Annotated in this window: 18 protein-coding genes and 2 pseudogenes; 10 read left to right on the forward strand and 10 right to left on the reverse strand. The window is 58.9% G+C overall.

All coding sequences use genetic code 11. The features are described 5' to 3' along the window. The 4 genes from ACZ1HM_RS06590 to ACZ1HM_RS06605 all read right to left on the reverse strand — a co-directional run bounded on the left by ACZ1HM_RS06590 (position 1) and on the right by ACZ1HM_RS06605 (position 3,141). The gene (locus ACZ1HM_RS06590; RefSeq protein ID WP_472742068.1) at positions 1-1,440 is read right to left on the reverse strand and encodes a type II and III secretion system protein family protein; all 1,440 of its coding nucleotides are present in this window, start codon (positions 1,438-1,440) and stop codon (positions 1-3) included. Between the two features lie 205 nt (positions 1,441-1,645). Next, complete coding sequence (gene cpaB, locus ACZ1HM_RS06595; protein WP_472742069.1) at positions 1,646-2,503, reverse strand: Flp pilus assembly protein CpaB; 858 nt, start codon at positions 2,501-2,503, stop codon at positions 1,646-1,648. A 163-nt stretch (positions 2,504-2,666) separates the two neighbouring features. Continuing rightward, on the reverse strand, positions 2,667-2,843 hold the full coding sequence (locus tag ACZ1HM_RS06600) for a hypothetical protein (protein ID WP_472742070.1): 177 nt from the start codon (positions 2,841-2,843) through the stop codon (positions 2,667-2,669). 115 nt (positions 2,844-2,958) lie between these two features. Next, positions 2,959-3,141, reverse strand: a complete 183-nt coding sequence (locus tag ACZ1HM_RS06605) for a Flp family type IVb pilin (RefSeq protein ID WP_472742071.1) — start codon at positions 3,139-3,141, stop codon at positions 2,959-2,961. A gap of 370 nt (positions 3,142-3,511) precedes the next feature. Here ACZ1HM_RS06605 and ACZ1HM_RS06610 point away from each other — a divergent pair, with 370 nt between their 5' ends. Next, a complete protein-coding gene (locus ACZ1HM_RS06610) occupies positions 3,512-4,312 on the forward strand; it encodes a lytic transglycosylase domain-containing protein (protein ID WP_472744580.1) in 801 nt (266 codons plus the stop codon). A 248-nt stretch (positions 4,313-4,560) separates the two neighbouring features. On the opposite strand, the gene ACZ1HM_RS06615 is transcribed toward ACZ1HM_RS06610, so the two are convergent. The 5 genes and pseudogenes from ACZ1HM_RS06615 to tldD form a co-directional block, all read right to left on the reverse strand. Further along, a complete protein-coding gene (locus ACZ1HM_RS06615; protein WP_472742072.1) occupies positions 4,561-5,184 on the reverse strand; it encodes a 3-oxoacid CoA-transferase subunit B in 624 nt (207 codons plus the stop codon). Continuing rightward, a pseudogene (locus ACZ1HM_RS06620) lies at positions 5,184-5,889 on the reverse strand (CoA transferase subunit A). The gene ACZ1HM_RS06615 and the pseudogene ACZ1HM_RS06620 overlap by 1 nt, the downstream one beginning before the upstream one ends. 83 nt (positions 5,890-5,972) lie before the next feature. Continuing rightward, a pseudogene (gene topA, locus ACZ1HM_RS06625) lies at positions 5,973-8,691 on the reverse strand (type I DNA topoisomerase). Between the two features lie 318 nt (positions 8,692-9,009). Further along, complete coding sequence (gene dprA / locus ACZ1HM_RS06630) at positions 9,010-10,149, reverse strand: DNA-processing protein DprA (RefSeq protein WP_472742073.1); 1,140 nt, start codon at positions 10,147-10,149, stop codon at positions 9,010-9,012. A gap of 100 nt (positions 10,150-10,249) precedes the next feature. Beyond that, on the reverse strand, positions 10,250-11,671 hold the full coding sequence (tldD, locus tag ACZ1HM_RS06635; protein WP_472742074.1) for a metalloprotease TldD: 1,422 nt from the start codon (positions 11,669-11,671) through the stop codon (positions 10,250-10,252). Between the two features lie 176 nt (positions 11,672-11,847). Here tldD and coxB point away from each other — a divergent pair, with 176 nt between their 5' ends. The 9 genes from coxB (at position 11,848) to ACZ1HM_RS06680 (ending at position 19,351) form a co-directional block, all read left to right on the forward strand. Further along, positions 11,848-12,771 carry a cytochrome c oxidase subunit II gene (coxB, locus tag ACZ1HM_RS06640; protein ID WP_472742075.1) on the forward strand — a complete coding sequence of 308 codons (924 nt, stop codon included), beginning with the start codon at positions 11,848-11,850 and terminating at the stop codon, positions 12,769-12,771. 47 nt (positions 12,772-12,818) lie between these two features. Beyond that, positions 12,819-13,754: a heme o synthase gene (gene cyoE / locus ACZ1HM_RS06645; protein ID WP_472742076.1), complete on the forward strand. Its 936-nt coding sequence runs from the start codon at positions 12,819-12,821 to the stop codon at positions 13,752-13,754. Next, on the forward strand, positions 13,754-13,942 hold the full coding sequence (locus ACZ1HM_RS06650) for a cytochrome C oxidase assembly protein (protein WP_472742077.1): 189 nt from the start codon (positions 13,754-13,756) through the stop codon (positions 13,940-13,942). Before cyoE ends, ACZ1HM_RS06650 begins: the two co-directional genes overlap by 1 nt. Further along, complete coding sequence (locus ACZ1HM_RS06655) at positions 13,942-14,517, forward strand: cytochrome c oxidase assembly protein (RefSeq protein ID WP_472742078.1); 576 nt, start codon at positions 13,942-13,944, stop codon at positions 14,515-14,517. Before ACZ1HM_RS06650 ends, ACZ1HM_RS06655 begins: the two co-directional genes overlap by 1 nt. 16 nt (positions 14,518-14,533) lie before the next feature. Further along, entirely contained in the window at positions 14,534-15,340 is an 807-nt protein-coding gene (locus tag ACZ1HM_RS06660) for a cytochrome c oxidase subunit 3 (protein WP_472742079.1), read from the forward strand. Between the two features lie 96 nt (positions 15,341-15,436). Beyond that, entirely contained in the window at positions 15,437-16,114 is a 678-nt protein-coding gene (locus ACZ1HM_RS06665; protein ID WP_472742080.1) for an SURF1 family protein, read from the forward strand. Positions 16,115-16,119: 5 nt separating this feature from the next. Beyond that, on the forward strand, positions 16,120-17,508 hold the full coding sequence (gene thrC / locus ACZ1HM_RS06670; RefSeq protein WP_472742081.1) for a threonine synthase: 1,389 nt from the start codon (positions 16,120-16,122) through the stop codon (positions 17,506-17,508). Beyond that, the gene (locus ACZ1HM_RS06675) at positions 17,505-18,767 is read left to right on the forward strand and encodes a M16 family metallopeptidase (RefSeq protein WP_472742082.1); all 1,263 of its coding nucleotides are present in this window, start codon (positions 17,505-17,507) and stop codon (positions 18,765-18,767) included. The genes thrC and ACZ1HM_RS06675 overlap by 4 nt, the downstream gene beginning before the upstream one ends. Then, entirely contained in the window at positions 18,767-19,351 is a 585-nt protein-coding gene (locus ACZ1HM_RS06680; RefSeq protein ID WP_472742083.1) for a GNAT family N-acetyltransferase, read from the forward strand. Before ACZ1HM_RS06675 ends, ACZ1HM_RS06680 begins: the two co-directional genes overlap by 1 nt. 35 nt (positions 19,352-19,386) lie before the next feature. On the opposite strand, the gene ACZ1HM_RS06685 is transcribed toward ACZ1HM_RS06680, so the two are convergent. After that, complete coding sequence (locus ACZ1HM_RS06685; protein ID WP_472742084.1) at positions 19,387-19,605, reverse strand: hypothetical protein; 219 nt, start codon at positions 19,603-19,605, stop codon at positions 19,387-19,389. Position 19,606 lies beyond the last annotated feature (1 nt).

Raw genomic sequence — 19,606 nt, forward strand, 5'->3', positions numbered from 1 at the left:
TCAGTCCAGTACGTAACCATATGACCCGCCAAAGTCCTGTTTGGCAACCTCTCCTGCGGCACCTTTCGTCGGGGTGCGTGTCCCGGCTGATGTGCGGCCAAAGAGGAAAAGTTCCTGTTCGGTCGGGGGTTTAATGCGATCCGTTGGCAGGGCAAGCGCCTCACCACGGGTTGGCGTCACCAGATGTGCGGTCACGATGATGACCAGCTCTGTTTGGCTGCGCTGATAATCAGCGGAGCGGAAGAGCGCGCCAAGCACCGGCACGTCACCAATCCAGGGAAGCTGGCTGGAGTTGTCGGTAAAGTCGTCCGTCAACAGGCCCGCGATCGCAAAGCTTTCGCCATCGCGCATTTCCACAGTGGAAGACGTTTCGCGGCGTGTGAAGGCCGAGATTTCAAAACCGCTGCCCAAAGACACGCTTGTTGTGGGGTCAATCGCCGATACTGCGGCCTTAAGCTCCAGGTTGATCAGATCTTTGTCCACCACGCGGGGGATAAAGGCCAGTTCAACACCGAAAGGTTTGAACACAACTGAGATTGTCCCGGCCTCTTGGGCGACGGGCACTGGATATTCACCACCGGCAAGAAAGCGGGCTTCTTGGCCAGAGAGCGCGACCAGGTTCGGCTCCGCCAGGAAGCGAACAACGCCTTTCGTTTCAAGGGCTTCCAGCAACAGGCCGACTTGGGTGGAGCCGACGTTAAAGCCAAAGACAACCGCACCCTGGTTCTGGTTCACCTCTGGGATGCTGCCGCCCAACGTGCTGACCACGCCAGTTTGGTTGTTCACCGTACCGGTGCCGCCTGTCACGCCCGTGCTGCCGTCAAGAACACCGTTGAAAGACAGTGATGAGCTGAGGGATTTCGACACGTTGCGCTGCATTTCAGCAAAACGGACCTTCATCATCACCTGCTGCACGCCACCGACGCTCATCAGGTTAGACACACGCTCAGGCGCGTAGCGTTCCGCCAGATCCAACGCACGTTGCAGGCGCTGGGCTGAGGACACCACACCAGAAAGCACGATACCATCGTTCGCGGTGCGCACTTCGATCTTCTCGCCGGGCAGGATTTGCCGCAGGCGTTCTTTAAACTCTGTGACATCCGCGGCGACGCGGACGTTTACATTTGTGATCAGCTGGCCACTGGCATCCAGAAGCGTCAGCGTTGTCAGGCCGGGGCTTTTGCCCAGCACATAGATTGTGCGGTCTGACAGCGATGAGATGTCTGCAATGCCGGGGTTTGCGATGCTCAGCTCCGCAAAGGGGACGTCACTTTCTACCACCACGGCCCGGTTCATCGGAACGCTGAGAGTAGAGTTGGTGCCTTTTTTCACCACCCGCAAGGTATCCGCAAACGCCGGGGAGGGCGCGGAAAGAGCCAAGGGCATGGCAGCTAGGGACAGCCCGACGAGGGCCGCTTTCAAGAATCTATCGATTTTCATGTGACCTGCCTTTTTGATCACGCCTCAGGGATGGGTCTTTGCGCCCAGTGTTTGGAGTACTCTGCGTCAATTTCAATTTTTTTGCAAGAATCAAGGTGTTCGCTGGTTTTTCTTATGTGGATAAATGGCAACAACGCCGCAAAGCAAAACAGCGCCGCCCGGGGCAGCGCTGTTGCAAGCAATTGGTAAATCCGAAGTTTCTGGATCAGTTTGTGCAGGGGATGGGCAGTTCAACCACTTCGGCACCGCGGCGGGTCCGGATGGTGCAGACGCGCTCACGCTGAACTTCGACCTGCTTTTCTTCGGCTGCAATGCCCAGCAAGGAACGCTGGTCCACCTCAATCGCGGTGGCGATCGTGTCGTCATCAGCACCCACCAGCGACAGGGACAAACGGCCTGTTGACTGGGCCTGCGCCAGGGCGGCCACCTGCTGAGGGTTCACGGAAACGGTCACGGTGCGGGCGATGGTCGCTTCGCTTTGTGCCCGGCCAGAGGTTTGGTCGACGGCGATCAGCTTTACACCCGCTTCGATCAATTTGGTCACTTCGCCATTGTCGATGCCGCCGCTCAGCATGGTGCGGCCGGTCCAATAGACGTCCACACGGTCATCAGGGCGCAAGAAGCCAGATACGCCGCTGGAGACGTCAACCTTGATGGTAAAGGCCCGCTGGCCCTTTTCCAAACGCGAGGTCAGACCAGTGTCTTCGCCAGGCTCTGTCACTTTTACGGCCAGAATGGCTTCGTCTTTTTCAACGGCACGCAGCACGACGCGCAATTCATCTGTATTTTCGGGGAAGAGGTCCGTCAGCTCAAAGAACGCGCCTTCGGGAATGGCATCTTCGGGCCAATTCACTGTCCGCACATCTTCTTGTGTCAATCGCTGACCATATTTCAGGGCATCCTTGGCCACAAAAACGGATTTTGTGGGCACGATCTGTGACAAAGCGGCCTGGGCGCGGGCGTTCGCATCTTGGTATTGCGCGATCCGATCCTTGGCCAGGTATACAGCCCCACCAGCAAGCGCGATGCCCACCAACAGAACCAGTCCAAATACCATACGCATATCATTTACCTCTTGCTGTCATTCTGGGCAGGCGCTGTCGCGCGTGCCGTGGTGACATACTAATTGTTGATTGTGGCCAGAATGAGCCAACTGGATGGCTGTGATCTGGCGGCAGGTTGGGATAAATAAACCGGCCCTGGAGCCGGTTCATTTGGGCTAAAGCTTAGAAATCACCAGCTTCGGCGTTTGTCATGTATCCGCCAACACCGTCGCCGACATCACTGGTTGAATTGGCCAGGATCAGCACGATACTTACAGAAAGGCCGACAACAGCGGCGGTGAGGACGACCCAGTCAACGGTGACGGCACCGTCTTCTGACGCAAAAAATTTCTTCAACATCTTCCGTTCTTCCTATGTCAAACTGGCAAAGCAGCATTGCTTGGAAAGAGAAGGGGCCGCGCTCCGACTGGCAGAACGCGGCCCCAAAGCTCAAACTCAAACGGTAAACCCGGACTTATGGGTTAGGGTTACGGCCGTCGAGGAACGTTTCAGTGTTTTCTGTCAGGTCGGATGCACCTTCCTGGATGGAAGAGTATGCAGCTACGGCCAGGCCAACAACGGCGGCTGTCAGCACAACCCAGTCAACAGTCACAGCACCGTCTTCGTCGCGGCGGAAGTTTTTGATAAAGTTCATCATGGTATGTCCCTCCAAGGATCATGTCAGTTTTGTTTCAACCTCGTCGTCCGCTCTGGCATCCGTTTCTCTCAGTTGGCTGCCTGTCCGACTTGGTATGACGCTATATAGCCGGGTGAATGGGGCATGAATTTGGCGGCAATTGTGACTTTTTCGTTTATCCGAAGAATTTGAGAGAATTATTTGCTATCACGTTGTTTGGAAACGGTTTTTAAGTTTCATTTTCTGCGTTGCACCCCATGACGCGGGCTGGATTGCAGCAATTGAGGCGAAATCGCCACCTTCTGCGCCATGATTGGCTGGTTTGAAGGGCCCCGTTGTGGGATAAATCGTGCAAAAGCGCATAGACGCAGAGCAGTGACCGACCCAAATGATGCGAGTTTTGGCTTTATCCGCCCTGGCGGCGATGATCTTAGCCCCTTCTGTAATGGCAGAGGGGCCAAAACCCTTTCCCAAGTTCGAGGCAAAGCGGATCAAACCGCCCAAGGCAGGCAGCACCAGCCGGATCAACATCCAGATTGATCCCGCAACCGTTGCACCCACGCCGGCCGCACAGCCACAAGCGTCATCGCCTGCAGGCGTGGTTGCGGGCAGCTTTGATTGGTTTTGGGAAGCCGTGTCGCCCGCGGCTGAGAATGCGGGGCCGGGACGATTGCAGGTGGCCATGGACACGTTGGCGGGCGCGGCAGGGCGCGTGCCATCGCCCAGGCTGCAGCACATGCAGGACATCGCCAAAGCAAATGGTGTGGATATTCTGCGCGCCACGATTGATACGGCAGTCTCACCTGCATTGGTATTGGCGGTGATCACCGTGGAATCGGCTGGCAAGCCAGATGCGCAGAGCCGTGCAGGCGCGCAGGGCCTCATGCAACTGATGCCGGATACCGCCACCCGCTTTGGCGTGAGCGACAGTTTCGTGCCCGCAGAAAACATCGCGGGCGGGGTGAAATACCTCAACTGGCTGATGGAAGAATTTGACCGTGACCCGATGCTGGTTCTGGCAGGGTATAATGCAGGCGAAGGATCGGTGCGCAAACACAGCGGCGTGCCGCCTTTTGCTGAGACGCGGGATTATGTGCCCAAGGTCTTGGCGGCGTTTCAGGTTGCACGGGGGCTGTGTTTGACCCCGCCTGAGCTGATTTCAGATGGTTGCGTGTTTGCCAGCATGAACTAAGGGGCCGGACGGGGCAGCGGTGGCGTGGCTCAGGCTCACCATCCCGGAAAGCTGGAGCCGCCGTCGATTGATCCTTTCCTGCCAGCGGCCCCGCGCCTTGCCAAGAGAAATAGCCGTCTCCCGCAAGCGGGGCCCGCGGCGATTTCTCTTGGCAAGACCCGCGCCCCCTGACCTGAATGTCTCAAGCGACGGCGGCTCCAGCCCGGAAAGGAAAGGGATGGGCCGCTGCCGGGGGCTTTTTGCGCGGCCTAGACGATGGTGGCTTGGGTGGCGGCGCGCAGTTCCTCTTCGCTGACACCGTCGGCGCATTCCACAATGCGCAGGCCGCCGTCGACCACGTCAAGCACGCCAAGGTTGGTGATGATGCGGTCCACCACGCCTTTGCCGGTCAGGGGCAGCGTGCATTCGGTCAGGACTTTGCTGTCGCCGTGTTTGTTGGTGTGGTCCATCACCACAATCACGCGGCCCACGCCTGCGACAAGGTCCATCGCCCCGCCCATGCCCTTGACCAGTTTGCCCGGTATCATCCAATTGGCCAGATCGCCATTTTCCGCAACCTCCATCGCCCCCAGGATGGCCGCCGCGATTTTGCCGCCACGGATCATGCCAAAGCTTGTGGCACTGTCAAAATAGGCGGTGCGGTTCAATTCCGTGATCGTCTGCTTGCCTGCATTGATCAGATCGGGGTCTTCTTCGCCTTCAAAAGGGAAGGGGCCCATGCCCAGCATGCCGTTTTCAGACTGCAGCGTGATGTCTTTGTCACCCACGTAGTTGGCCACCAGCGTCGGGATGCCAATGCCAAGGTTCACATACATGCCATCTTCAAGCTCTTGCGCCGCGCGGGCGGCCATTTGATTGCGGTCCCAGGGCATTATGCGTCCTCCTTCTTGCGAATCGTGCGCTGTTCGATGCGCTTTTCATGCGTGCCCTGAATGAGGCGGTGCACATAGATGCCGGGCAGGTGGATGTGATCGGGATCAAGGCTGCCTGTGGGCACGATCTCTTCCACCTCGACCACGCAGACCTTACCGCACATTGCAGCGGGCGGGTTAAAGTTGCGCGCGGTTTTGCGGAAGACCAGATTGCCCGTTTCATCCGCTTTCCAGGCCTTCACGATGGACAGGTCGGCAAAGATGCCTTCCTCCATGATATATTCCTGGCCGTTGAACATCTTGGTTTCTTTGCCTTCGGCAATCAACGGTGCCCACGCCGGTTTTGGTGTAAAAGCCCGGGATGCCGCAGCCCCCTGCGCGCATCCGTTCGGCCAGCGTGCCCTGGGGGTTAAACTCAAGCTCCAACTCACCTGAGAGGTACTGGCGCATGAATTCCGCGTTCTCCCCTACGTATGAGGAGATCATCTTTTTCACCTGCTTGGTTTGCAGCAGGATGCCGATGCCAAAATCATCCACGCCCGCGTTGTTGGAGGCGAAGGTGAGGTTTTTGGCACCGTTTTCTTTGATGGCTTGCAAAAGCAGTTCCGGAATGCCGCAGAGGCCGAAGCCGCCTGAGGCAATCAGCATACCGTCCGCGAGCACACCGTCGAGTGCTTCTGCTGCGGATCCATAGATCTTGTTCATGGGCGTTGTCCCCCTCGCAGGTCAGTTCTGTATCGGACCCGTTGTGACGCCGCAGTGCGGCGCTGTCAAACCGATCACCGGTGTCATTGCGAGTGCGTTCGCGGGATATGACGGTGCCTGCGCGGCAAGCGCGCGCGCAGGGAAAGGCCGGGTGCTGGGGTTTCGCGCCGGGGGCCGGGCGAGTGGGGTTGCTGGGCGGCGGAACGCGTGGCCTTACTTTTTCGCGGCGGCTTTCTTCTTGGGGGCCGCTTTCTTTTGGTAGCTGGCTTTTTCTTGGCCGCGACCTTTTTGCCGGACTTTGCCGCGCGTTCATCAATCAGATGCACAGCCTGGGCCATCGTCAGCTCTTCGGGGTCGATCGTGTCGGGGATGGTCGCGTTGATCTTTTCCCACTTCACGTAAGGGCCATATTTGCCCTTCATCACATTAACCGGGCCGCCGACCTCGGGGTGTTCGCCCAACTCACGCAAGGGCGGGGCCGCGCGGCCGCGTCCGCCGCGGCTGGCGACTTTCTCGGCCAAGAGCTGCACGGCGCGGTTCATGCCCACGGTAAAAACCTCATCGATGCTTTCCAGATTGGCATTGGTGCCGCCCCGATCAGAGGTAGAGGGTGCGTGTTTAAGGTAGGGGCCGTAACGGCCGATGTTGGACCAGACCATGATCCCGTCTTCGGGGTGCGGGCCAATTTCACGCGGCAGCGACAGCAGCATCAGTGCGCGCTCAAGCTCAAGCTCTTCAGGCGGCCAATCCTTGGGAATGGATTGGCGCGGCGGTTTTTTGTTTTCTTCCGTCACCTCCCCGCGTTGCACATAGGGGCCGAAACGGCCCTTGAATACACGGATTTCATCGCCCTGATCCTCACCCAGCAGTTTGCCGTCAGGGGGGATGGCAGAGGCTTCGGCCTCAGGGTTCGGGGGGCCAAAGGGGCGGGTATAGCGGCATTCGGGATAGTTAGAGCAGCCAATGAACGCCCCGCCAGAGCGCGCGGTACGCATCGAAAGACGTCCCGCACCGCAGTTGGGACACAGACGCGGATCAGTGCCGTCCTCATTGGGCGGGAAGAGATGGGGCTCAAGCACCTCGTTGATCTTTTCCAAGACCTCAGTGATGCGCAGCTCAGATGTTTCGGCAATCGCGGCAGAGAAATCGCGCCAGAAGGTGTCCAACACGTCTTTGTAGTTGGCATCCGCAGCAGACACCTGATCAAGCTGGTTTTCCAGATCGGCGGTAAAGTCATAGCCGATGTAGCGACGGAAATAGTTTTCAAGAAAGGCCGTCACCAGCCGCCCCTTGTCTTCGGGGATCAGCCGCTGGCCTTCGCGGCGCACATAGCCGCGGTCCTGAATGGTGGTCACAATGCTGGCATAGGTTGAGGGGCGTCCGATGCCCAGCTCTTCCATGCGTTTGACCAGTGTGGCTTCGGTATAGCGGGGTGGCGGCTGGGTGAAATGCTGCTCTGGCGTGACGCTGCGCTTTTCCATCGCATCGCCCTGAGAGATTTGCGGCAAACGCTTGTCGTCTTCATCAACGACGTCATCGCGGCCTTCTTCATAGACCCGCAGAAACCCGTCAAAGAGCACCACCTGACCGTTTGCGCGCAGACCCACCTGGCCATCCGCGCTGCCGATCTCAACCGTGGTTCGTTCCAGCTTGGCCGAGGCCATCTGGCACGCCAGTGTGCGTTTCCAGATCAGATCATAAAGTTTCGCCTGATCGGATTCGAGCCGCAGCGCACTGGCATCTTTCGCCATATCCGTCGGGCGAATGCACTCATGCGCCTCTTGCGCGTTTTTGGCTTTGTTTTTGTAGAGACGTGGATCGGCGGGCACATATTCCGCGCCATAGCGGTCTTTGATCGCGTCGCGGGCCATGGTGACGGCTTCGGGCGCCATGTCGATCCCGTCGGTCCGCATGTATGTAATGTGGCCCGCCTCATAAAGCCGCTGTGCCGTGCTCATGGTTTGGCGCGCGCCCATGCCGAACTTGCGGCTGGCCTCTTGTTGCAATGTTGAGGTCATGAAGGGGGCAGAAGGGTTGCGGGTAGAGGGTTTCGCCTCAACCGAGGTGACGCTGAGATCGCGTGAGGTAATGGCCTGCACGGCCATTTCGGCCTGGGTGCCGTCGGCCAGATCAAACTTGTCCAGCTTCTTGCCAGTCAGCGTGGTCAGACGCGCTTCGAACTCTTGCCCGCGCGGGGTGGCCAGAATGGCTTTGACCGACCAATATTCGCGCGCACGGAAGGCTTCGATCTCCATCTCACGCTCCACGATGATGCGCAGGGTGACCGATTGCACGCGGCCCGCAGATTTCGCGCCCGGCAGTTTGCGCCACAGCACCGGCGACAGGTTAAAGCCTACTAGATAATCCAACGCGCGGCGCGCCAGATAGGCCTCAACCAGCGGCATATCCACATCACGCGGGTTCTGCATGGCTTCGGTGACGGCCGATTTGGTGATCGCATTGAACACCACCCGGCTGACGGGGGTGTCTTTTTTGATGGATTTGCGTTTGGTCAGCGCCTCTTGCAAATGCCAGCTGATCGCTTCGCCTTCGCGGTCGGGGTCCGTCGCCAGAATAAGCGCGTTGTCTTCTTTCAGCGCATCCGCGATCGCTTTGACATGTTTCTTACTGTCGGAGGCGACCTCCCACTTCATGTCGAATTCGTTATCGGTATCGACTGAGCCGTCTTTGGGGGGCAGGTCACGGACGTGACCGTAGGAGGCCAAAACGGTGTAATTATCGCCCAAATACTTGTTGATCGTTTTGGCTTTCGCCGGGGATCTCGACAACGACAACGGGCATAAATGTGAATACCTCACGGGCTAAATTACTGGTTCTATGAGCTGTCTCATGTGGGATGGATGGGGGTATTGTCAATGAAGTTACGGGTGAAACTGACGCGTTTTTGTTTCACGTCCCCACTGCTTGGAGTGTCGGATTGCGCCCGTTTGTAAAGACGGGGTGTCAGAATTTGCCCCTCAACCATGGCGGGAAAGCAAGGGTGGCAGAGCCGGGTGCGGCTTGCGCGGGATCGCATAAAACGGCCCTTTGCCTCCCCGCCAGTGATCACAGAACGGACCCGGTTTCAGGATGTTTTATCCCGTCAGGTAACCCTTCGCCTTACACGACCTTGCACAGCAGCCCGCCGGGTTTGCGGGCGATATGCCCTTCTAACTCCAGATCAACGAGTGCGGGGGCCACATCTGATGCCGGCGCGCGCAAATCACGGATCAGCTGATCCTCAGCCAGCGGGGAGGGACCCGGGCGGGACAGGATCTGCGAATGCAGTGCTGCGGTCTGCGTCAGGCTGCGCTCGGGTGGGTCGGGCGACAAAGGGAGCTGTGGCGCATGCTGCACATGGGGGGCCTCAAGCCCCTCCAACACATCAGCGGCATTGCGGATCAATGTCGCCCCGTCCCGCAGCAGCATGTTGCTGCCGGCAGCGCGCGCATCAAACGGATGGCCCGGCACGGCCAGAACTTCGCGCCCCTGATCCAGCGCGTCGCGGGCGGTGATCAAACTGCCAGAGCGTGCGGCCGCTTCCACCACAATGGTGGCCTGGCACAGGCCCGATATGATCCGGTTGCGGCTGGGGAAATGGCGCGCTTTGGGCTGTAGCCCGATGGCTTGTTCAGACAGGCATGCGCCCTTGCGCCGTATATCTTCGGCCAGCTGCGTGTTCTCAGCCGGATAGATGACATCCACGCCGCCCGCACAGACCGCGATGGTGCCGCTGATCAGGCTTGCCTCATGGGCTGCGGTGTCAATGCCGCGCGCCAGACCAGAGACGACGATAAACCCGGCCTCCCCCAGATCACGCGCCAGGCTGCGGGCCATGCGTGTGCCAAGCGACGACGCGTTGCGGGCACCCACAAGTGCGATCATCGGGCGGGTCAGCAGGGCAGGATTGCCCAGCAGCCACAAAAAGGGAGGGGCATCTTTCAGCTCAGACAAAGAGGTGGGATATCCGGGGCCGTTTTCAAAGAGCAGATGCGCCCCCAGACGCTGCGCTTGGCGCAGTTCAGCGGCCACAACGCCTTCGGGGCAGATGCGGTAGTCAGAAACGCCCGCGGCGCGCGCCACCAAAGGCAGCGCGGCCAGCGCGTTCTGCGCAGTGCCATGTTCAGCCAGCAAACGTTTGTACGTCGAAATGCCGAGCCGGCGCGAACGCAACAGACGAAGTTTGGCAAACTGTTCGTCTTCCGGGGTGGGTGGGAGTGGGGGGTGAATGGAAGAAGGATTGTGCTCCTTGTCAGTCATCCCAAAGCTCCGTCCGTTGCAGAATCAGGTATAGGCAGCGTTGGTTAATAGGGAATGAATGAAGCCCGGAGGGTTTATGGTAATTCCAGCCTTCTGGCGCTTAGGCCGCTGATCCCCCCACCGTCAATCCGCCGATCATCAGCGTCGGCTGGCCCACGCCAACCGGCACCCATTGACCTTGCTTGCCGCAATTGCCCATGCCTGGATCAAGCGCTGGGTCATTGCCAATGGCCCGGATCTGCTGCAGGGCGGTGGCACCATCCCCAATCAACGTGGCCCCCTTGACCGGTGCGCCAACAACGCCGTTCTCCACCCGGTAGGCTTCGGTGCAGGAAAACACGAACTTGCCGTTTGTGATATCCACCTGACCCCCGCCAAACCCAACGGCATAGATCCCGTCTTTTAGGTCCGCGACGATGTCGCCGGGGGCCGTATCCCCGCCCAGCATGTAGGTGTTTGTCATCCGCGGCATGGGGATATGTGCATAGGATTGCCGCCGCCCGTTCCCAGTGCTTTGCACGCCCATCAAGCGCGCGTTCTGGCGGTCTTGCATATAGCCGGTCAGCATGCCGTCCTCGATCAGAATATTCTTGGCCGAGGGCGTTCCTTCGTCATCGACTGAGATTGAGCCGCGCCGGTCAGGGATGGTGCCGTCGTCCAACACCGTTACGCCTCTGGCCGCGATCTGGGTGCCCATCAGGCCGGCAAAAGCAGAGCTGCCTTTGCGGTTAAAGTCCCCCTCCAGCCCATGCCCAATCGCTTCATGCAGCAAAATACCCGGCCAGCCCGGGCCAAGGACGACGTCCATGACGCCGGCTGGGGCGGGAACGGCCTCAAGGTTGACCAATGCTATGCGCAATGCCTCTTGCGCTTTTGACTGCCAGTCTTCGGGGGCCAACAACCCGTCCAGCCCAATCCGCCCGCCGCCCCCGGCTGACCCGCTTTCGCGACGGCCTTCATGTTCGACAATGACAGCGATGTGGACGCGGGTCATCGGGCGCACATCCGTAACAGATGTGCCTTCTGGGCGCAGGATCTCAACCTCTTGCAGGCTCGCGGCGATGCTGGCGGTGACCTGAACGACGCGGGGGTCAAGATCCCGGACATAGCTGTCGATCTCACGCAGGGTTTCGACCTTAACGGGGAAGGTCGCGCCTTCGATCGGATCGGCATCGGTGTAGAGCTTTTTGTTGGTCCCTTCGGGCGCATCCGCCCAGGTGCCGCCGCCGTCTCCCACTGCAAGGCGGGCAGTTTCCGCCGCGCGGCGCAAGGCATGCTCGGATAGTTCGGTGGAATGGGCATAGCCTGCAACCTCGCCCCGGACCGCACGCAGCCCGAACCCTTCGGAGGCATCATAGCTCGCTGTTTTCAGCCGCCCGTCATCAAACATCAGCGCCTCCGAGCGGCGGCGCTCCAAAAACAACTCACCATCATCAGCACCCGCGACCGCATCGCGCAGCACCGATAGCGCTGTGTCGCGGTCCAAACCGGTTTCGAAAGGGGAAAAGCGCACGCTTGTCATAAGGATTATCCTGAATTTGCCTGAGAAATCGGCCTGAGCGTCTGTTTGACGCAACCGAAAGTCTTTATCTTGTGATAAGAATATGATTGTTAGCACCAGAATAACAACGGTGGTGCCTTGACCCGGTGCCATCACGTAGCCAAACGCGACATGCGGTCACAAGATCAGGACGACACATGAAACATCTTTTTTCTCTAGGCGCGATGATGGCCAGCCTTTCTGCTGTGCCTGCTTTTGCTCAAGACAGCTTGCGGATTGACGGACTTGAGGTGATTGGCGTGCCTCAAGATCGCGGGATAGGTTTCCAGCCTGCGGTGACGCGTCTGGCCCAGGACATCCACGATCTGGATTGGCTGATTCTCGTGATCATCACCGTCATCACATTGTTTGTGGTGGGCCTCATGGGCTGGGTGATCGTGCGGTACAATGCCAAGCGCAACCCGACGCCTGCCACCTTTACCCACCACACCCCGGTGGAAGTGGCCTGGACCATCGGTCCAATCCTTATCCTGGTACTTATTGGTGCATATTCCTTGCCCATTCTCTTCCGCCAGCAGGAAATTCCGCAGGCAGATGTGACGATCAAGGCCATCGGCAACCAGTGGTACTGGTCTTATGAATACGTCGATGACGGCTTTGCCTTTGACAGCTACATGATCGGTGCGCCCGCGACACTGACAGCTGAGGACGAAGAAAAAGGTGCCATCGCGCATCAGTACAGCGACGTGATGCAGGCCAAGCTGGAAGAGGCCGGATATGGCCGCGAAGCATGGCTGCTGGCAACAGATACAGCGGTTGTTGTGCCGGTGAACAAAACCGTCGTGGTGCAGGTGACGGCCTCTGACGTGATCCACTCCTGGACGATCCCGTCCTTTGGCGTCAAGCAAGATGGCGTGCCCGGACGCTTGGCAGAACTGTGGTTCAAAGCTGAGCAAGAGGGCGTCTATTTCGGTCAGTGCTCTGAGCTTTGCGGTCAGGCCCATGCCTATATGCCGATCACTGTGAAAGTGGTCTCAGAAGAAGCGTATGAAGCGTGGCTTGGCAAAGCCATTGATGAATACGCTGAGATCCCACAGAGCGTGCAGGTCGCCTCTAACTGAAGCAAGGTTGGGGGCCGCGCGCCCCCGTCCCAGCATGAAGGTGCCGGATGACCGACATCACCAACACACCAGCAGCTGAACACGAGGCGCAACTGGGCGATTATTTTGCCCTTCTAAAACCGCGTGTGATGCAACTTGTTGTCTTTACGGCCCTGGTGGGCATGTTGGCGGCACCGGTGTCTGTGCACCCTATCGTGGGCTTCGCCTCCATCCTCTTTGTTGCCATTGGCGCAGGGGCCTCTGGGGCGCTGAACATGTGGTGGGATGCTGACATCGACGCGGTGATGAAGCGCACGGCCAAACGGCCCATACCCGCAGGCAAAGTCACCCCGGGTGAGGCACTGGCGCTGGGCGTGGCACTGTCTGGGCTCTCCGTTATGATGCTGGGCCTCAGCGCCAATTTGCTGGCCGCTGGGATGCTGCTGTTTACCATCCTGTTTTATGCGGTGATCTATTCCATGTGGCTCAAGCGGGCCACGCCGCAGAACATCGTGATTGGGGGTGCCGCAGGGGCGTTTCCACCGGTGATCGGCTGGATCATTGCGACCGGCAGCTTCTCAGTAGAAGCCTGGCTGATGTTCGCGCTGATCTTTATGTGGACCCCGCCGCATTTCTGGGCCTTGGCGCTTTTCATGCGCTCGGACTATGACGATGCCAACGTGCCAATGCTGACCGTCACACATGGCCGCCCCTCAACACGTCGTCATATCATCGCCTACACCGTGCTGCTGGCGATCCTGGCCGTGGGCACGGGGTTTACCGCCATTGGCGGCTATATCTACCTGAGCTTTGCGGTTGTTCTGAACGCGCTGTTCCTGATCGGGGCCTACCGCATCTGGCAGCGCGATGAGGTGATGGCCGAGGCGGATAATTACCTGGTGGAGCGTAAGTTCTTCCGCCTGTCGCTTTACTATCTCTTCCTGCATTTCGGCGCGATCCTTCTGGAAGCGACGCTGCGCCCCTATGGGTTGGGAGGCTGGTAATGGCTATTCGCACCGAACATGAGCTTCACGGACGCCGCCGGGGCCGCAATGTGGGTGTTGGCCTGATGCTGGCGGCCTTTGTCGTGCTGATCATGCTGCTGACATTCGTGAAGATCACCGAAACCGACTTTACCCGCGCGCCGGGCACTGCAAACTCGGCCGCCGGATCATCCGAGGGGTCAAACTGATGGCGCTGTCAGGTCCAACAAAAACTGTTGCACAAACCGTATCGCTTGTCGTGGTGATGGGCGGGCTGGCTTGGGCGTCTGTGCCATTCTACGATTGGTTCTGCCGGGTCACCGGGTTTGGCGGCACACCGCAACAGGTGGACAACGCCAGCCAGGAAATCCTGGATCAGACGATCAAGGTGCGCTTTGACAGCACTTTGAACAACAACATGGCTTGGGAATTCAAGCCGGTTGAGCGCGAAATGGAGATCCGCATCGGTGAGATGGGATTGGCCTTTTATGAAGCGCACAACCCCACCAGCCGTCCGATTGCCGGACAGGCAAGCTATAACGTGACGCCCTACACGGCGGGTGCGTTCTTTGACAAAGTGGACTGCTTTTGTTTCCAAGAGCAGGTGCTGATGCCCGGTGAGACCGTGCAGATGCCCGTAAGCTTCTTTGTCGATCCTGAAATCGTTGAGGACCGTGATGGCAAGTATGTACACACCATCACGCTTTCCTATACGTTCTACGAAATAGATCTGCCCGAGGAATATGCCGTCTTGGAGCAGACCGAAGAAACCGACCTGAATTAAGCAAAGGTAAGGGACAATGGCGCACGCAAAAGACCACGATTATCACATCCTCAACCCCTCAACCTGGCCCCTGTTGGGCGCGGTTGCAGGCTTCGTCATGCTATTTGGCGCGGTGCTTTGGATGCACGATATCACACCCTTCATGTTCTGGATGGGCTTTGTTGGCGTGCTCTACGTCATGTTTGGCTGGTGGCGCGATGTCGTGCTGGAAAGCCGCGTAGGGGATCACACGCCCGTCGTGCGGATCGGCCTGCGTTACGGCTTTATCCTGTTCATCATGTCAGAGGTGATGTTCTTTGCCGCCTGGTTCTGGTCGTTCTTCAAACACGCCATCTACCCGATGAACGAATACGTCGGCTCTGAGTATATCCCGCCAGAGATTTACCAGGTGGACGCGCTGCACCTGCCGCTCATCAACACGTTGATCTTGCTGCTTTCAGGCTGTGCCGTGACCTGGGCGCACCACGCATTGGTACATGAAAATAACCGCAAAGACCTGGTTTGGGGCCTTGGGATCTCCATCGTTCTGGGCATCCTCTTTACGGCGCTTCAGGCCTACGAATACTCATACCTGCTCTACAAAGGCTGGGAGTTTGGCGGCGACAAGTTCTTCTCCAACTTCTTTATGGCAACAGGCTTTCACGGCGCGCATGTGATCATCGGGACAATCTTCTTGTTTGTCTGCTGGCTGCGGGCGCTGCGCGGCGATTTCACACCAGAAAAGCACGTGGGCTTTGAAGCTGCGGCTTGGTACTGGCACTTTGTGGACGTTGTATGGCTCTTCCTGTTCTTCGCCGTCTACATGTGGGGCGTGCCAGGCTAAGGCCAACGGGGTTGCATCTGCAGCCCCAATCACTGAAAACCCAAGGCGCGCGGCACCCTTGTTCGCGCGCTTTTTCTTTGACGCTGAGACTGGTGCATGAACCGCGCGCTCTTCTTCTTCATCATTGGCCTTGGGGGCGCTGGCATTCTGGTGTCCTTGGGCATCTGGCAGGTCCAGCGTCTTGCGTGGAAAGAAGGCGTGATCGCCGAGATTGATGCGCGAATCAACGATGCCCCTGTGGCGCTGCCAACAGCACCTGATCCGCAAACGGATGCCTATTTGCCGGTGGCTGTTGAAGGGACGCTGACGGGTGAGACAATCCGCGTTCTGGTGTCCCAAAAAGATATCGGTGCGGGGTACCGGTTGATCACGGCGCTTGAGACGCCAAGGGGTGCTGTCCTGTTGGACCGCGGCTTTGTGCCCACCGCACAGGCCGAGCTGCCAATCCCCACAGCGCTTTTGTCCGTAACGGGCAACTTGCAGTGGCCCCAAGAGATCGACAGCTTCACGCCTGAGCCTGATTTGGAAAAGAACATCTGGTTCGCCCGTGATGTCCCCGCCTTGGCTGCGGCATTGGACACCCAGGAAATTCTGATCGTGGCGCGGAACGTGTCGGAGGATGCCTCTGGCGTGACGCCTCTGCCCGTAGACACCAGCCGCATTCCAAACGATCACCTACAATACGCCATTACATGGTTTTCGCTGGCTACCATCTGGCTGGCGATGTCCACTCTTTTTCTGCGTCGCCGTCGCGGCGCATCTTCTGAAAGCTGACCCCAATGCGTTACATCTCTACCCGTGGCACAGCCCCAGCCCTGAGTTTCGAAGAGGCCATGTTAACCGGCCTGGCCCGTGATGGCGGGCTGTATGTGCCTGAAACCATTCCGACGCTCAGCATGGATCAAATCGCTGCGATGGCCGGACAATCCTATGAAGAGGTGGCCTTTACCGTCATGCGCCCCTTTATCGGCGATACCTTCAGCGATGATGAATTTCGCACCCTGATCGCCAACGCCTATGGCACCTTCGGGCACACCGCGCGCGCGCCCATGGTTCAGCTTGCGCCCAATCATTTCCTGTTGGAACTGTTTCACGGCCCCACCTTGGCGTTCAAAGACTTTGCCATGCAGTTGATCGGCCAGATGTTTCAAAAGGCCCTGGGCCGCAAGGGCGAGCGGGTCACAATTGTTGGGGCCACGTCAGGCGATACCGGCTCTGCGGCGATTGAGGCGTTCCGAGGGTTGGACAATGTGGATGTGTTCATCCTCTATCCCCATGGCCGCGTCAGTGAGGTGCAGCGCCGCCAGATGACAACGCCAGTGGAAAGCAATGTGCATGCCTTGGCGGTGGATGGCGATTTCGATGATTGTCAGGCGCGTCTGAAAGATATGTTCAACGACTTCGAGTTCCGCGACGGTGTGAAACTGGCCGGGGTAAACTCGATCAATTGGGGCCGGGTGTTGGCGCAGGTGGTGTATTACTTCTCTTCCGCCGTATCGCTTGGCGCACCTGCGCGGCAGGTGTCCTTCACCGTGCCCACGGGCAACTTTGGCGATATTTTCGCAGGCTACATCGCCAAGCGGATGGGGCTGCCGATCAAAGATCTGGTCGTGGCCACCAACCAAAACGACATTCTGGACCGCTGCCTGAAGGGCCAGGGGTATCATAAGGGCACTGTGCATCCCTCAATCAGCCCGTCGATGGACATCCAGGTCAGTTCCAACTTCGAACGCGCGCTCTTTGATGCCTATGGCCGGGATGGCAGCGCTGTTGCACAATTGATGGCTGAGCTTGCAGCAGGCGGTTTTGACGTCAGCCAGGGCGCGATGCAGGTGCTGCAAGAGACCTATAAGTCTGGGCGCGCCTCAGAAGAGGAAACATCCGCAATGATCACCCAGGGCCTGCAACAGACGGGTGAGCTGTTGTGCCCGCATTCCGCGATCGGGGTCAAAGTGGCCGAAGAGCAGCGCGATGAGGGCACGCCGATGATCACCCTGGCCACCGCCCATCCGGCCAAATTCCCTGATGCTGTTGAGGCGGCAACGGGCCAGCGCCCCCCGCTGCCTGCGCGCATGGCGGACCTTTTTGACCGGCCAGAGCGCCTGACGCGCGTGGCCAACGATCTTGAGGCGTTAAAGGCCCATATTAACGGAGCGTTGAACGCATGAGCTTGCAAGACCACCGCCTGTCCAACGGATTTCGCATCGTAACCGAACATATGCCGGGCCTTGCCTCGGCGGCGATTGGCATCTGGGTGTCCGCAGGCGGGCGGCACGAAACCCCGCAGCAAAACGGGATTGCCCATTTTCTGGAACATATGGCCTTTAAGGGCACCGCGCGCCGCTCCGCTTTGCAGATCGCTGAAACCATCGAAGACGTGGGCGGCTATATCAACGCCTACACCTCGCGCGAGGTGACGGCCTATTACGTGCGGGTGTTGGAAAACGACGTGGCGCTGGGGCTTGATGTGATTGCTGACATTCTGCGCAACCCCGTCTTGGACCCGCATGAGATTGAGGTGGAGCGCGGCGTGATCCTGCAAGAGATCGGTCAGGCGCTGGACACGCCCGATGACGTGATCTTTGACTGGTTGCAAGAACAAGCCTATCCCGATCAACCCCTCGGACGCACTATTCTGGGACCGTCTGAAAAAGTGTCGGCATTTAACCGCGCTGATCTACAGGGCTTTATCGGGCAGCATTACGGGCCCGGTCAGATGACCCTGGCTGCAGCAGGGGCGGTCGATCACGATGAGATCGTCAAACTGGCAGAAACGCTTTTTGGCGATATGGAACCCAAAGCGCCCAGCCTGATGGAAACCGCCCGCTTTGCAGGTGGTGAGATGCGCCGCGTCAAACCGCTGGAACAGGCGCATTTTGCGCTGGGATTTGAATCGCCCGGCTACCGCGCTGATGACATCTATGTGGCGCAAATCTATGCCTCTGCCCTGGGCGGCGGCATGTCATCGCGGCTGTTCCAGGAAATCCGTGAAAACCGCGGGCTGTGTTATACGATCTTTGCCCAGGCCGGTGCCTATGCCGACACTGGCATGACCACGATTTATGCAGGCACCTCCGCGGATCAACTGCCTGAGCTGGCCACCATCACCATAGATGAGATGAAGCGCGCGGCCTCAGACATGTCCCCGGCAGAGGTTGCGCGGGCGCGTGCGCAAATGAAGGCCGGTTTGTTGATGGGGCTGGAAAGCCCTTCAAACCGGGCCGAGCGTCTGGCGCGGCTTATCCAGATCTGGGACCGCATCCCGCCACTGACTGAGACCATTGAAAAGATCGACGCGGTCACCACCGGTGATGTGCGTGATCTGGCGCAGCGTTTGGCCGAAGCGGCCCCTGCTGCCCTGGCGCTATACGGGCCGGTTGAGGCCGCTCCGGCCTTGGATCAATTGCAGGAGCGTCGCGCCGCCTGATGCTGTCGCTCAAACGCAAAGTGAAGATTGAAACGGAGCGTTTGACCCTGCGTCCGCCGACGCATACTGATTTCCGCCCCTGGACCAGCCTGCGCATCAAAAGCCGGGATTTCCTCACCAAATGGGAGCCGACCTGGGCAGAGGACCACCTCAGCCGCAAGGCGTTTACCAACCGGGTTTACTGGGCGCAGCGTTCTGTGCGCCAAGGCTCCGCCCTACCGCTCTTCCTGATCCGGCGTGAAGATGACATGCTCATGGGGGCGATCACGCTCGATAATATCCGGCGCGGGCCTGCCCAAGCGGGGACCTTGGGCTATTGGACGGGAGAGCCGTTTATCCGGCAGGGGTACATGCGCGAAGCGATCCACGCGGTGGTGCATCACGCCTTTACCCGCATTGATCTCAGCCGTGTTGAGGCCGCCTGCCTGCCTGAAAACGCGGCGTCGCGTGGCCTGCTGGAAAAGACGGGGTTCAAATACGAAGGCGTGGCGCAAAGCTATCTACAGATCGACGGGCGTTGGCGCACCCATGTGCTTTATGCCGCTCTACGCAGCGACCGGCGGGGCAAAACCGACGCAGGCTAAGATCCTGTCTGCACAGACGGCCCGCAATCCTGACCCTAGTCGTCAGCCAGCACAAACCCCAACCGCACCAGCGCTTCTTTCGCCAGTTCACGTTCACGCGGCGCCCCGTCGCGGAATTGGCGGTTCAGCTCAACCATCATGCGCGACAGCGACCTGTCCGCTTTGCTTTGGTTGATAAATTCTGGCACCCGGTCAGGCGAAAGGCTGATGATTGCTTTGGCAGAGCCGTGAGGTACATCTTGGTGTTCAGGCATA

The organism is Sulfitobacter sp. GN1-4 (genome assembly GCF_055693825.1).